At 62.5% G+C, this 13,887-nt stretch carries 11 protein-coding genes; 4 read left to right on the forward strand and 7 right to left on the reverse strand.

Annotated elements, in window-relative coordinates; genetic code table 11:
* Positions 1–79 precede the first annotated feature (79 nt).
* The 7 genes from AD665_RS16325 to gap all read right to left on the reverse strand — a co-directional run bounded on the left by AD665_RS16325 (position 80) and on the right by gap (position 8,271).
* Positions 80–1,426 carry a CoA transferase gene (locus AD665_RS16325; protein WP_053192812.1) on the reverse strand — a complete coding sequence of 449 codons (1,347 nt, stop codon included), beginning with the start codon at positions 1,424–1,426 and terminating at the stop codon, positions 80–82.
* 45 nt (positions 1,427–1,471) lie between these two features.
* Complete coding sequence (locus tag AD665_RS16330) at positions 1,472–1,876, reverse strand: YbaN family protein (RefSeq protein WP_024776381.1); 405 nt, start codon at positions 1,874–1,876, stop codon at positions 1,472–1,474.
* Between the two features lie 171 nt (positions 1,877–2,047).
* Positions 2,048–2,638, reverse strand: coding sequence for a biliverdin-producing heme oxygenase (locus AD665_RS16335; RefSeq protein ID WP_053192814.1), 591 nt, complete (start codon positions 2,636–2,638; stop codon positions 2,048–2,050).
* A gap of 163 nt (positions 2,639–2,801) precedes the next feature.
* Positions 2,802–5,393: a TonB-dependent receptor gene (locus tag AD665_RS16340; RefSeq protein WP_053192816.1), complete on the reverse strand. Its 2,592-nt coding sequence runs from the start codon at positions 5,391–5,393 to the stop codon at positions 2,802–2,804.
* A gap of 119 nt (positions 5,394–5,512) precedes the next feature.
* A complete protein-coding gene (locus tag AD665_RS16345; protein ID WP_392396959.1) occupies positions 5,513–6,418 on the reverse strand; it encodes a FecR family protein in 906 nt (301 codons plus the stop codon).
* Between the two features lie 142 nt (positions 6,419–6,560).
* Positions 6,561–7,067: an RNA polymerase sigma factor gene (locus AD665_RS16350; RefSeq protein WP_053192820.1), complete on the reverse strand. Its 507-nt coding sequence runs from the start codon at positions 7,065–7,067 to the stop codon at positions 6,561–6,563.
* A 202-nt stretch (positions 7,068–7,269) separates the two neighbouring features.
* The gene (gap, locus tag AD665_RS16355) at positions 7,270–8,271 is read right to left on the reverse strand and encodes a type I glyceraldehyde-3-phosphate dehydrogenase (RefSeq protein ID WP_024776385.1); all 1,002 of its coding nucleotides are present in this window, start codon (positions 8,269–8,271) and stop codon (positions 7,270–7,272) included.
* 228 nt (positions 8,272–8,499) lie between these two features.
* On the opposite strand from gap, the gene edd reads away from it, so the two are divergent.
* The 4 genes from edd (at position 8,500) to AD665_RS16375 (ending at position 13,672) form a co-directional block, all read left to right on the forward strand.
* Entirely contained in the window at positions 8,500–10,326 is a 1,827-nt protein-coding gene (edd, locus tag AD665_RS16360) for a phosphogluconate dehydratase (protein WP_024776386.1), read from the forward strand.
* Positions 10,323–11,282, forward strand: a complete 960-nt coding sequence (locus AD665_RS16365) for a glucokinase (protein WP_053192823.1) — start codon at positions 10,323–10,325, stop codon at positions 11,280–11,282. Before edd ends, AD665_RS16365 begins: the two co-directional genes overlap by 4 nt.
* Positions 11,283–11,481: 199 nt before the next feature.
* Positions 11,482–12,213, forward strand: a complete 732-nt coding sequence (locus tag AD665_RS16370) for a response regulator (protein ID WP_024776388.1) — start codon at positions 11,482–11,484, stop codon at positions 12,211–12,213.
* Positions 12,203–13,672, forward strand: a complete 1,470-nt coding sequence (locus AD665_RS16375) for an ATP-binding protein (protein ID WP_053192825.1) — start codon at positions 12,203–12,205, stop codon at positions 13,670–13,672. Before AD665_RS16370 ends, AD665_RS16375 begins: the two co-directional genes overlap by 11 nt.
* Positions 13,673–13,887: the final 215 nt, after the last annotated feature.

Below are 13,887 nucleotides of genomic sequence, written 5' to 3' on the forward strand. Positions count from 1 at the left end.
TCCGAGGCAGCAGAGAAGAGTCACAGCGTATGTTGATTTACCACTTCAATAGCTGATCCAGGTCAGAAGGCGGAGCCGATCACCATTGCGCTCGATGGGCGCCGAGTGTCGTTGCCGCACGGGCCCACTGCCAGGGCGTGCCGGTGATTTTCAGTGGCACCTGCAACCGCCGCGCCGGCCCCCAGGGCGTCTGCTCGACCAGCATGCCCTGATCGTTGGCGTCCTCGGCCCGTAGCGTGGTCGGATCCCCCGCGCCGTGCTCGATCAGCAGTTTGGCCGTGCGTGCCAGGGAAAGGCGTGCCGAGCCGCCCTGGCCGTTTGCCAAGCGTTGGGCCAGCAGCACCACGGTGCTCGCGGCCATCAGGTATCCCGTGGCATGGTCCAGTGCCTGGACGGGCAGCGGGGTCGGTGTGTCAGTCTGTTTCCAGGTCATGCCTGCGTCGGCAATGCCGCTGCTCATCTGCACCAGGCTGTCGAAGCCGCGCCGGTTCTGCCAGGGGCCGCTCCAGCCATAGGCGTTGAGGCTGACATCGATCAGGCCCGGGGCGATCTTGTGCCGTTGTTCGGCGCCGTAGCCGAGGCGTTCGAGGGCGTCGGCCCGGTAGCCGTGCAGGAGAAGGTCGGTGTCCTTGAGCAATGCTTCGAACGCCGCGCGGTCGTCAGGCTGATGCAGGTCGAGGCGCGCGCAGCGTTTGCCCAGGGTGACCTCCGGCACCACGCCGGGCTCGTCCCAGGTCGGTGGATCGATGCGCAGGACGTCGGCGCCCAGGCCAGCGAGGAAGCGGCTGGCGACGGGGCCGGCCAGCACGCGGGTCAGGTCCAGTACCTTGAGACCGGCCAGTGGCTGGGCCACGGAACCGAACCAGGGCTTTCGGTGTGCGTCGACAGTTGCAGCGAAGTGCACCAGTGGCTCGGCGTTCACTGCCATGCCTTGGGAATGCGCTTGCCAGGCCTGCCACGAACGCATCTCGGCGGCGCAGCCACCAGCATCCACGACGGCTTGTTCCAGTTCGGTCTTGTTCCAGCCGGCAACCCGGGTCGCCATGTCGAGGCGATCAACGCAGGTGCCGAGGACTTTTTCCGCGGCCCGACGATGATGCGGTGCATTGGTGTGCAGGCGAATCCAGCCGTCGGACGTGGCATAGTCGCCGGCCACCGGGTCCCACATCGGCGGCACGCTCCAGCCAATGGGGCGCAGTGATGTGGAAAACCAGAACGAGGCCAGGCGCCGGTCGACCTCAAGGGACGGCAAGCGCCCGGTTTGTTGGCAAATGAGTTCTGCAATTGCCTGGCCGGCTACGGCGATACTGGCGCAGGCCAGCTCGGTGACGGCGAACGCCGAAGGCAGGGCGCCGTCACTCGCGAAGTGGATCGGAGTCGTGGGCAAGCCAAGGGCGGCTTGCATGGACGCGAGTAGGTCTGTCATCGAAGGCCCTCCGGATTTGAGAGGCCGAGCATAGATCAAAACGGTTTATTCGGGCGTTCGTGCTGTTGCCAGTTCCCTCGCCTCGGGGCGGGACCAGATCCAGAGATTGCCCGCGCCCATGCCCGCGAGGGCCAGATAGACCGGCCAGCCATGATTGAGCGTCACCAGCATCAGTGCGGCGCAGAACAGCATGCTCAGGGTAGCGCCAACCTTGGCCCGACGCGGGATTACCTTGCCGTTGCGCCAGTTGTACAGCATTGGCCCGAACAGCCGGTGGCTCTCCAGCCACGCACTCAGGCGCGGCGAACTGCGAGTCGCGGCCCAGGCGGCCAGCAGGATGAACTCGGTCGTCGGCAGGCCGGGCACGACGATGGCGACCAGGCCGATGGCCAGGCTGGTGTAGGCGAGCAAGCCGAAGAGCAATCGGGCGGTTTTGGAGGGTGGATTCATCGTCACCTTTCAAACATGCACATATCTCCGTGGGAGCGAGCCTGTGGGAGCAAAGCTTGCTCGCGATGAACGAAACACGGTCAATGGATTGAGGCGTCTTCATCGCGAGCAAGCTTTGCTCCCACACAGTGCTCGCTCCCACAAGGGAAGGGGTGATCCAGATGTCAGTGTTCAGGCTAGCTCAGCGGCGTAGGCCTGTTCCAGCAACACCGTAAATCGGTTGAAGGCGTCCAGTGCGCCTTTGTCCGCCTCGGCTTCCTGCTGCTCGGTGAGCGCCATCTCATCGAGGATACGGGTGAAGGTCTTCCAGCCTTCGGCGCGCCCGCCCGCCGGTTCGGCAAGGTGGCGGGCACCGAAGGTTTCGCTCAGCCCCAGGCCCGCTGCGCGCTTGATCAGGAATGCCGCGCCCAGTTTCGAACCTTCGGAGACGAACAACCAGCCCAGGGCCTCGGCCATGGTTGGGTTGTCCAGTGCACCGGCCACCGGGGCCGGGACATCGGTATCCAGGTCCGCCAGGTCGGCCTTGGCCGCTTCGGCCCGGCAGCGGACCGGCAGGTCGGGGATCAGGGCGGACAACTGCGCGTCGTTGTACAGCGCCACCAGTTCCGATTGGAACAGGTACTGGGCGATGACGAAACGGGCAAAGCTGGCCGGGCTGTCGAACGGGGCGTGGGCCTTGACCAGGGCGTCGAGCTTGCCGTGGGGCTCGTGGGTGATCTGGTTGAGGCGTTGGGAGCGTGAGGTGGGGTGTTGGGGGCTCATGAACATTCCTTAAGTGAAAGTAGGTCGCTGTTGTGGCGAGGGGCACCACTGTGGGAGCAAGGCTTGCCCGCGATGCAGACGATGCGGTCCTTCAGAAATCGAGGCACCTGTATCGCGAGCAAGCTTTGCTCCCACCTATGAACTGTTTGCTGTGGTCAGCGGATCAGATATCCCAGATCAGGTTGATCGCGAAATTGCGCTCCGGCGCTGTCAGGCGATCGAGGTTGGCGGGGCTCAGCACGGCCGCTTCGCCGACGCTGTCGTAGCCGCGCACGTCATCCCACAGCCAATACTTCTTGTCAGTGAGGTTGTAGAGGCCGCCGCTGACGGTGACCTCCTGGGTCACCTTGTAGAACCCGGTCAGATCGAGAATCCCGAAACCGGGCGTCTTGAACTGGCTGCTGACGCCATCGGGCGAGTTGAAGTTGCTGTCGTCGACGCGGTTTTTCTTCCTGACCAGGGTCCAGGTAAGCAAGCTGCCGTAGTCGTTCTGGTCGTAACCCAGGCCGAACACACCGGTCAGTGGGTTGACGCTATTGAGCGGCTGGCCGGAATCGTCGTTGCGACCGTAGGCGTAGGCCACCGAACCCTGGGTATATAGCCCCTGGGGCGCCCCCAGGACGGAGAGGTCCAGACGACCCTTGACCTCGGCGCCCTTGATGGTGGCGTGCTTGATGTTGTTGCTCTGGAAGGTCAATTGATCGGCGCCGGGGGTGATGGCGTCTTCGTTGATGAAATCGCGGTACTTGTTGTAGAACACCGCCACGTCGAACGAACCGGAGTCGAAACGGCCGCGCAAGCCGGTCTCGTAGCTTTTGCTTTTTTCCGGTTCCAGGTTGGGGTTGGGTTTCACGCTGTAGCCGACGTCGGGGTTATCGAAACGACCGTACAGGGCCTTGGCGGTCGGGGTGCGGAAACCTTCGGCGTACTGGCCGTACCCGGTGTACTGGTCGGTAAAGGCGTAGGTCAGGCCGAACTTGGGTGAGACGCGATGCCAGGTCTTGTTGCTGTCGCTGACCTGGCCACCGCCGGTCGGGTCGACGGTGTCGAGAAACGCCTGGGTAAGGTGCGGCTTGAGCTGGGTATAGTCGTAGCGCAGACCCGGAGTGAAGGTCCACTTGTCCCAACTGATCTGGTCCTGGGCGAACAGGCTGTAGGTGTTGATGGTCGGGTCCGGGAAGTCGCTGGCTTTTGCCAGTACGTCCCGGGTGCTGATGGCGCCGACGGCGGAACAACCCACGCCGACCGCCAGGCACACGCCATTGCCGCTGCGCGAGCCGGTGACTTTCTGTTGCTTGATCGTGGTGCCGTAGGTCAGCGCGTGATCGGTGTCAGCGAGGCTGAAGGCCTTGTCCAGTTGTGCGTCGAAGACCCATTGCTTGTCTTCGTAGAGGGTTTTCCGGGTGCGTAGGACCTGGCGGGTAATCGGGAAGTAGAACTCGGCGGTGCTTTCGTCGGTCTTGGCGATCTGGTGATTCAGGCTCCACTTGATATTGTCGGCCAGCAGGCTATCGAGGGCGAAGCTGTGCTCCAGGCCGAAACGCTCGCGGGTGACTGTGTCGTTGCCGGTGCGCCACTGGTACATGCCGCCCGGCAGGATGCTCGTGGGGATGGCCGGCTGACCGTTGGAGAAGGGGCCACCGTAGGCGCTTCTCAGATCGGTGTCGCGATCATCCTTGTACTTCTCATAGACCAGACTCAGGCGGGCGTCATCGCTGTAGTTCCAGCCGAGTTTGGCCAGTACGTTGTTGGCACGCACATCCTCCGGGTTGGCCGCGGTGCGGTCCAGGCCTGTGCCGTTGTTGCTGCCGTAGGATTCGGTTTCATGGCCGTCGCGCTGGCTGTAATGCAACAGGCCGTCGAGTGCACCGCTGCGGCCGGCGACGGTGGCGGATTTGAGCCAGCTTTCGTCGGCGGAGCTGTAGCCGGTCTTCAGACGGGCACCGACGTCCTGGCCGGGCTTGATGATGTCATCCGGATCCAGAGTGAAATAGCTGACGGCGCCACCAATGGCGTTGCTGCCATAGAGCACCGAAGCCGGGCCACGGAGGATTTCCACGCGCTTGATGATTTCCGGATCGACATAGTTGCGCTGGGTCTTGGCGTAGGGGCCGTTGAAGAAGCCGTCGGGAATCGATACGCCGTCGACCTGGGTCAGCACCCGGTTGCCGTCGATTCCGCGGATGTTGTAGCCGCTGATGCCACCGCGCTGGCCCGCTCCGCCCACCGACACGCCGGGCTCATAGCGCACCAGGTCCTTGAGGGTGCTGACGTTGTTGCGGTCCAGTGCCTGGCGCTCATGGACGCTGACGGTACTCGGCACGCCGTTGATGTCCTGCTCCTGGCGGGTGGCGCTGATGGTCATCTGTTGCAGGTTCACCACGTTGCCGGCGCTGCGTTTCTCCAGCACGATGCTGTTGTTGCCCAGCTTGCGGTAGCTCAGGTGGGTTCCCGTCAGCAGGCGCTCCAGGGCTTTTTCAGGTGGCAGCGAGCCATTGACGCCGGGCGATGCGACGCCTTCGGCCAGTTCTGCCGGCAGACCCACTTGCCAGCCCGTGATGGCCGTGAATGCATTGAGGGCCGAGACCAGTGGCTGCTGGGCGATGGCGAAGGTGTAGTCGCCGACGTTGCGCGCTGGCGGTTGCGTCGTGGCGGCCAGGGCGACGGGCGCGATGCTGGCCATCAGGATGGCGGCGGTCAGCAACGACAGCGTACGGGAAGGGGCAAGGAACCGGCAGGTAAGGCGAGAGGACATCGATAGCGCTCCGTGTCGCATCTGTTATAGGTGCAGATCGGCATCAGTAGATGCGAATCAATTGCATTGGCTATAACGAGACGAATCAGCGAAGGCTATCGAGTAAAAATAATTCTCATTTAGTTCAGGATCACCAGTGCCGGGAACTCCTGAAGCTGCGCGGACGTGATGTGAGCCAGGGAGCGAACCACGTCCAGCGGCTGGTCGAGTCGGTAGTTACCGGTCACGGCAACCTGGGCCAATTGTTCGTTGCGGTTGATGATCCAGCCGGGATAGTAGCGCCGCAGTTCGGCCAGGACCTGGCTCAGCGGCCGGTTTTCGAACACCAGCCGACCCTGGACCCAGGCCAGATCGGTGCGGGTATCGAGCGGTGCCGGACGGTCAAAGCCGTTGGGGCCGATGCGGATGCTTTCCCCGGCCGAGAGCCGGATGTGGGTGTCGTTGCGGTTGGCCCGCAACTCGACATCGCCGCGCTGGACCTGTATCTGGGCTACACCGTCGAGGTAGCGCACCGCGAACGTGGTGTTGCTGACACTGGCGGTGACCGGTCCGGCGTCGACCTCCAGAGGCAAGCTGCGGTTGTCGGGCACCTCGAAAAACGCTTCACCCTTGTACAGTCGGGCCACATGGCGCCGTTCGTTGAACGTGCTGGAAAACGCCGAGTCGGTGTTGAGCAGGACCTTGGAGCCATCCTCCAGTTGCAGGCGCTGGCGTTCACCGACCACCGTCAGATGATCGGCCTGGAAACGCAGGGGCAGGTCGCTGAAATTGAACAGGCCCAGGAACAGCACGGCAGCGGTGGCCAGGGGCTTCCAGTGGGCGCGCAAGCGTGACAATACGCTCACCCTGGGAGCGGCCTGGAGCCGCCGGGCACTCTCCTTCACTTGCGGGCCGTTCCAGAGAGTCTGGGCTCTGACGAATGCTTCGCCATGGCGCGGATCGGCCGCCAGCCAGACCTGAAATTGCCGGGCCTGCTCCTGGCTGGGGTTGTCCATCAGGATCAGCCAGTCCAGCGCCTGTTCCATGGCATGAGCAGTGTCCTGTGCTGACGCAGACTCGGGGGCGTGGTGATTATCCGTCACGGTGGTTACTCGGCATTAGTGGCAAGTGACAAGCTACGAGCTGCAAGCAACAGGTGGCAAGCATGCGCTGCTTGCCGCTTGAAGCTTATAACTCACAACTACCCACACAGATCGCCATGATCAGTTTCAGTTCCTTTTGCACGGTGCTCAAGGACACACCCAGTTCTGCAGCGATGTCCTGATATCCATGTCCATGCAGGCGACTGAGAATGAAAATTCGTTGTTGGCGCGGACTCAGCGCTTGCAGGCTGGAGTTGAGACGCTCAAGCATCTGTTCGGCATGGACGGCGTCTTCGGCGCTGCTCTGGGGAGCGATCACATTGTGGACGACCTCCAGAGGCACGTCGTCCAGCACCGTACGGGACTGCATGCGCCTTGTACGCAGATGGTCCCGTGCCAGATTGCGGGCGGTCTGGAAGACAAAGGGTTCGAGATGCTCGACTGTGCGGTCCCCCAATGCGCGGGAGACGCGCAGATAGGTTTCCTGGAGCAGGTCTTCGGCGGTGCTGCGGTTGTTGACCATGCGCTCGAGGGTGCGCAGCAGAGGTGTGCGCTGGGCGAGGAAGACGTGGTGAAAGCGCGATTGACTCACGATAAGGCCCGATCCGGTAGGAGTAAATGATAATGCTTATCATGTGCTCTGCAGGTCAAGCCCGGATTTCATCACTGCTCGAAAACCAATGTGGGAGCGAGCCTGCTCGCGAAAGCGGTGTATCAGTCGAAAAAATGCTGACTGACACACCGCTTTCGTGAGCAGGCTCGCTCCCACAAAAGCGTTCAGCGGCTGTGCCCGGTCACTCGGCGTTACACAATGCCAGGCAGTTATCGAGCATGCGGTTGGAGAAGCCCCACTCGTTGTCATACCAGGCCAATACCTTGAGCAGCTTGCCGCTGACCTTGGTGTGGTTGGCGTCGAAGATCGACGACAGCGGGTTGTGGTTGAAGTCACTGGAGACCAGCGGCAGGGTGTTGTAGCCGAGGATCTTCGAATGTTGGCTGGCCTGGCGCAGCAGTTCGTTGACTTCTTCGGCCGACGCTTCGCGCTTGAGCTGCACGGTCAGGTCCACCAGAGACACGTTGATCACCGGCACGCGCACAGCCATGCCGGTCAGCTTGCCCGCCAGTTCCGGCAGTACCAGGCCCACCGCTTCGGCGGCACCGGTCTTGCTCGGGATCATGTTCTGGGTGGCCGAACGGGCGCGGTACGGGTCGGTGTGGTAGACGTCAGTCAGGTTCTGGTCGTTGGTATAGGCATGGATCGTGGTCATCAGGCCGCTTTCGATGCCCAGCTCGCGATGCAGCACCTGGGCCACCGGGGCCAGGCAGTTGGTGGTGCACGAAGCGTTGGAAATGATCTGGTGGGACTGGCGCAGGATGTCGTGGTTCACGCCATACACCACGGTGGCGTCGGCGCCCTTGGCCGGGGCCGAGATGATCACCTTGCGGGCGCCGGCGCTGATATGGGCGGCTGCCTTGACGCGGTCGGTGAACAGCCCGGTGCACTCGAACACCACGTCGATCTTCTCGGCGGCCCAGGGCAGTTCGGCCGGGTTGCGGATGGCGCTGACCGCGATGCGGTCGCCATTGACCGTCAGGCTTTCGTTATCGTGCTGCACCTCGGCATCGAAAGTGCCGTGGACGGTGTCGTACTTGAGCAGATGAGCATTGATCGCACTGTCGCCCAAGTCGTTGATGGCGACGATCTGCAGGTCGCGACGATAGCCTTGGGTATACAGTGCACGGAGGACGTTGCGGCCGATGCGGCCAAAACCATTGATTGCGATTCGAAGAGTCATTACTGCGCCGCCATCGATTTGTTGTTGGAATTACAAGATTATTCGCATAAAAATAGAAAACAAGCCTTTTTGATGGCAATATTTTGTTTTATCTACAACGAGTGACCTGAATCAACTGGTCCGAGTGGTCAAAAACCGTTTGTCGCCTTCCCTGTCACGGGGTGTTCGGCCGGTTTTGATCAGCATAGACAATCAGGTCGCCACACCCGTTAGCCTGGAGTTCTACACATGCATCCCCGCGTTCTTGAGGTCACCGAACGGCTTATCGCCCGCAGCCGCGCCACGCGTCAGGCTTACCTTGCACTGATCCGCGGTGCCGCCAGCGACGGTCCGATGCGCGGCAAGTTGCAATGCGCCAACTTTGCCCATGGCGTGGCCGGTTGCGGCAGCGAAGACAAGCACCACCTGCGGATGATGAACGCCGCGAATATCGCCATCGTGTCGTCCTATAACGACATGCTCTCGGCCCATCAGCCCTACGAAACCTTCCCGGAACAGATCAAGAAAGCCTTGCGCGAGATTGGCTCGGTCGGCCAGTTCGCGGGCGGCACGCCGGCCATGTGCGACGGGGTTACCCAGGGCGAGGCGGGGATGGAGCTGAGCCTGCCGAGTCGTGAAGTGATCGCCATGTCCACGGCGGTGGCGCTGTCCCACAACATGTTCGACGGCGCGCTGATGCTCGGCATCTGCGACAAGATCGTGCCGGGCCTGATGATGGGAGCCCTGCGCTTCGGTCACCTGCCGACGATTTTCGTGCCCGGCGGACCGATGGTGTCCGGCATCTCCAACAAGGAAAAGGCTGATGTGCGCCAGCGTTACGCCGAGGGCAAGGCCACACGCGAAGAGCTGCTGGAATCGGAGATGAAGTCCTACCACAGCCCCGGTACATGCACCTTCTACGGCACCGCCAACACCAACCAGCTACTGATGGAAGTGATGGGCCTGCACTTGCCGGGCGCCTCGTTCGTCAACCCGAACACTCCGCTGCGTGATGCCCTGACCCGCGAAGCGGCGTTCCAGGTGACGCGCATGACCAAGCAGAGTGGCAACTTCATGCCCATCGGCGAAATTGTCGACGAGCGCTCGCTGGTCAACTCCATCGTCGCGCTGCACGCCACTGGCGGCTCGACCAACCACACCTTGCACATGCCGGCCATCGCCATGGCGGCGGGCATCCAGTTGACCTGGCAAGACATGGCCGACCTCTCCGAGGTGGTGCCGACCCTGAGCCACGTCTATCCGAACGGAAAGGCCGACATCAACCACTTCCAGGCAGCAGGTGGCATGTCCTTCCTGATTCGCGAACTGCTGGAGGCCGGTCTGCTTCATGAGAACGTCAACACCGTGCTCGGTCACGGCCTGAGCCGCTATACCCAGGAACCGTTCCTGGAGGATGGCGAACTGGTGTGGCGCGACGGCCCGATCGAAAGCCTCGACGAAAACATCCTGCGCCCGGTGGCCCGTGCATTCTCGCCGGAAGGCGGCTTGCGGGTGATGGAAGGCAACCTGGGTCGTGGTGTGATGAAAGTCTCCGCCGTCGCCCTGGAAAACCAGATCGTCGAAGCACCGGCGATGGTCTTCCAGGACCAGCAGGACCTGGCGGATGCGTTCAAGGCCGGCCTGCTGGAGAAGGACTTTGTCGCGGTAATGCGCTTCCAGGGGCCGCGCTCCAACGGCATGCCGGAGCTGCACAAGATGACCCCGTTCCTCGGCTCGTTGCAGGATCGCGGTTTCAAAGTGGCATTGGTGACCGACGGACGGATGTCCGGCGCCTCGGGGAAAATCCCGGCGGCGATCCACGTCAGCCCCGAAGCTTATGTCGGCGGCGCGTTGGCCCGGGTGCAGGAGGGCGATATCATCCGCGTCGATGGCGTCAAAGGCACCCTGGAATTGAAGGTGGACGCCGAGCAATTCGCCGCACGCGAACCGGCCAAGGGCCTGTTGGGCAACAACATCGGCACCGGTCGTGAACTGTTCGGTTTCATGCGCATGGCCTTCAGCTCGGCAGAGCAGGGCGCCAGCGCCTTCACCGCTGCACTGGAGACAATTAATTGAAACTGGCCCTGGTCGGTGACATCGGTGGGACCAACGCTCGTTTTGCGTTGTGGAAGAACCACAATCTGGAAAACGTCCAGGTGTTGGCGACGGCGGATTACGCTTGTCCTGAAGATGCCATCAAGGTGTACCTGAGCGGCATGGGCCTGGAGCCTGGCGTCATCGGTTCGGTGTGTCTGTCGGTGGCCGGCCCGGTGGCGGGTGATCTGTTTCGTTTCACCAACAACCACTGGCGCCTGAGCAACCTGGCGTTCTGCAAGGCCTTGCAGGTAGAGAAGCTGTTGCTGGTCAACGACTTCTCGGCCATGGCCCTGGGGATGACCCGTTTGCGTCCCGATGAATACCGGGTCGTGTGCGAAGGCACCCCGGAGCCGATGCGCCCGGCGGTGGTAATCGGACCGGGCACCGGGCTGGGCGTCGGTACATTGCTGGATCTGGGGGGAGGCCGCTTTGCGGCGTTGCCGGGGGAGGGTGGCCATGTCGACCTGCCGATGAGCAGCCCGCGGGAGACCCAGCTCTGGCAGCACATCTACAACGAGATCGGACACGTCAGCGCCGAAACCGCCCTGAGCGGCAGCGGCTTGCCCCGGGTGTACCGGGCGATCTGCGCGGTGGACGGGCATGAGCCGGTGCTCGATACACCTGAATCCATCACTGCCGCCGGCCTGGCCGGTGACCCTATCGCCCTGGAAGTGCTGGAGCAGTTCTGCCGCTGGCTGGGGCGCGTGGCCGGCAACAATGTACTGACGGTGGGCGGACGAGGCGGTGTATACATCGTCGGTGGAGTGATCCCCCGGTTTGCCGATTTCTTCCTCCAGAGCGGTTTCGCCCGCTGTTTCGCCGACAAGGGCTGCATGAGCGATTACTTCAAGGGCATTCCGGTCTGGCTGGTCACCGCACCGTACTCCGGCCTGATGGGCGCTGGCGTGGCGCTGGAGCAATCGGCCACAACCTGACGCTTGGAATGATGTGATCTCCTGTGGGAGCAAAGCTTGCTCGCGATGAACGAAAATACGGTCAATGGATCGAGGTGTCTTCATCGCGAGCAAGCTCGGCTCCCACACAGGCTCGCTTCCCACAGAGGTTCTGTGGTGTTTGTAGGCTTTCTCCATCAGGCATAATCCGCACTAATCCAAACAACAAGGACGCGGCCCCGTGAGTTCAGTAAACAAATCGATTTTGTTGGTCGACGACGACCAGGAGATTCGCGAGCTGCTGGACACTTACCTCAGTCGGGCGGGGTTCCAGGTGCGGACCACACCCGACGGCGCCGGGTTTCGCCAGGCGTTGAACGACGCGCCGAGCGATCTGGTGATCCTCGACGTGATGCTGCCCGACGAAGACGGTTTCAGCTTGTGCCGCTGGGTTCGCCAGCACCCGCGCCAGGCCCACGTGCCGATCATCATGCTCACCGCCAGTTCCGACGAGGCCGACCGGGTCATTGGCCTGGAACTGGGGGCCGATGATTATCTCGGCAAGCCGTTCAGTCCGCGTGAATTGCAGGCGCGCATCAAGGCCCTGTTGCGCCGGGCACAGTTCGGCCAGGAGCGCTCCGGCGGTGAGGTGCTGGCCTTCGACGAGTGGCGGCTGGACATGGTCAGTCATCGGCTGTTCCACACCGACGGGGAGGAAGTGATTCTCTCCGGCGCCGATTTCGCCCTGCTCAAGCTGTTTCTCGATCATCCCCAGGAAATCCTCGACCGCGACACCATCGGCAACGCCACCCGGGGCCGGGAGCTGATGCCCCTGGACCGGATCGTCGACATGGCGGTCAGTCGCCTGCGCCAGCGCCTGCGTGATACCGACAAGCCGCCGCGGCTGATCCGCACGGTGCGCGGCAGTGGTTATCAACTGGCGGCCAACGTGGTTGCCAGCAATGGTCATTGAATGGGCCAGGAAAGTCGCCCGACGGGTGCCGGTGCCGCGCTCGCTGCTCGGAAGGATGCTGTTGCTGACCTTGCTGGTGGTGTTGTTCGCCCAGACGCTGTCCAGCGTCATCTGGGTGTCGCAACTGCGCGCCACCCAGCTTGAAGGCCTGATCACCAGCGCCCGCAGCCTTGCCCATTCGATGACGGCCAGCGTCAGCTACCTGCGTTCGTTGCCGGTGGCGTACCGGCCGCTGGTGCTGGACCAATTGCGCAGCATGGGAGGTACGCGGTTTGTAGTTACGCTCAACGACAAGCCGCTGGGCATGGAGGTGCTGCCGGTCACGCCGCGCAAGCTGGCGGTGCTCAAGGCAGTGGACGAAGTGCTGCGCAAGTCGCTGGGCAATAACGCCGATATTTCCGTGACCTTTGTCAGCCCCGACGACCTGCGGATTTTCAACGGCGGACTGAAACTCGAGGAGTTGCCGCGCTCGTGGGCGCACTACGCCTTGACGCTGGAGCCTGTGAACCCGCCGGTGCTGGTCACGCAGATCCAGATGGCACCGGGCGAATGGTTGTACATCGCCTCGCTACTGCCTGAGCCCTATACCAGTCTCGAAGAGCAGGACTTGCCCAAGCAACAGGTCGGCTTCATCGTGCTCACCAGTAGCCTGTTGCTGCTGTTCATCGGCTTGCTCGTGCACTGGCAGAGCCGGCCGCTAAAGCGTCTGGCCCGAGCGGCGCGGGACATGTCCCTGGGCGCCGAAGTGGAGCCGGTTGCCGAAGGTGGCGGCAGCGAAGTGGTGGAAGTGGGCAGGGCATTCAATGCCATGCGTGAGCGCATCAGCCGCTACCTGACCGAACGCAGCCAGTTGTTCAGTGCGATTTCCCACGACCTGCGCACGCCGATCACGCGCCTGCGGCTACGGGTCGAATTGCTCGAGGATGAGAACCTGCAAGCCAAGTTCGGCCGCGACCTGGACGAGTTGGAGTTGCTGGTCAAAGGGGCGCTGCAATGCGTCAAGGACACAGACATCCACGAAAACATCGAGCCGGTGGATCTCAATCATGTGCTCGATTGCCTGGTGGAACCTTACCTGGCTCCCAATGGCAACGGCCGTGTTACTCAGGATGGCCGGGCGCTGGCGCCTTATCCCGGCAAGCCGCTGGCTCTCAAGCGCTGTATCGGCAACCTGATCGACAATGCCTTGAAATACGGGCAGAACGCCCACTTGCACATCGACGACGATGAAACCTCGTTCATCCTGCACGTTGACGATGAAGGTCCGGGCGTGCCGGAGCAGCGTCTCGAGCAGGTTTTCGAGCCGCACTTCCGTCTGGCCGGGCAGCAGCAGGGGTGTGGCCTGGGGTTGGGTATCGCCCGCAACATCGCCCACAGCCATGGGGGTGAAGTGAGCCTGCAGAACCTGCGCGAGGGCGGGTTGCGGGTGACGTTGCAACTGCCTCGCAGTGTCGATTAGCGAGACCGCGTTATCGTTCATCGCGAGCAGGCTCGCTCCCACAAGAGCACTGCGGCGTTCACAATTTCTGTGTCCACCATCGAACCCTGTGGGAGCGAGCCTGCTCGCGATGGCGCCAGTCGTTTCACCTGTTTTGTAACGGGCTGGTGACATAACTCGCCCCTTTCGTTACCTGCCTTCCGCCATCCCTTGTTTAGACTCCCTGCGTCAAAACA

Source organism: Pseudomonas corrugata (assembly GCF_001269905.1).
GTDB classification, from domain to species: Bacteria; Pseudomonadota; Gammaproteobacteria; order Pseudomonadales; family Pseudomonadaceae; genus Aquipseudomonas; species Aquipseudomonas corrugata.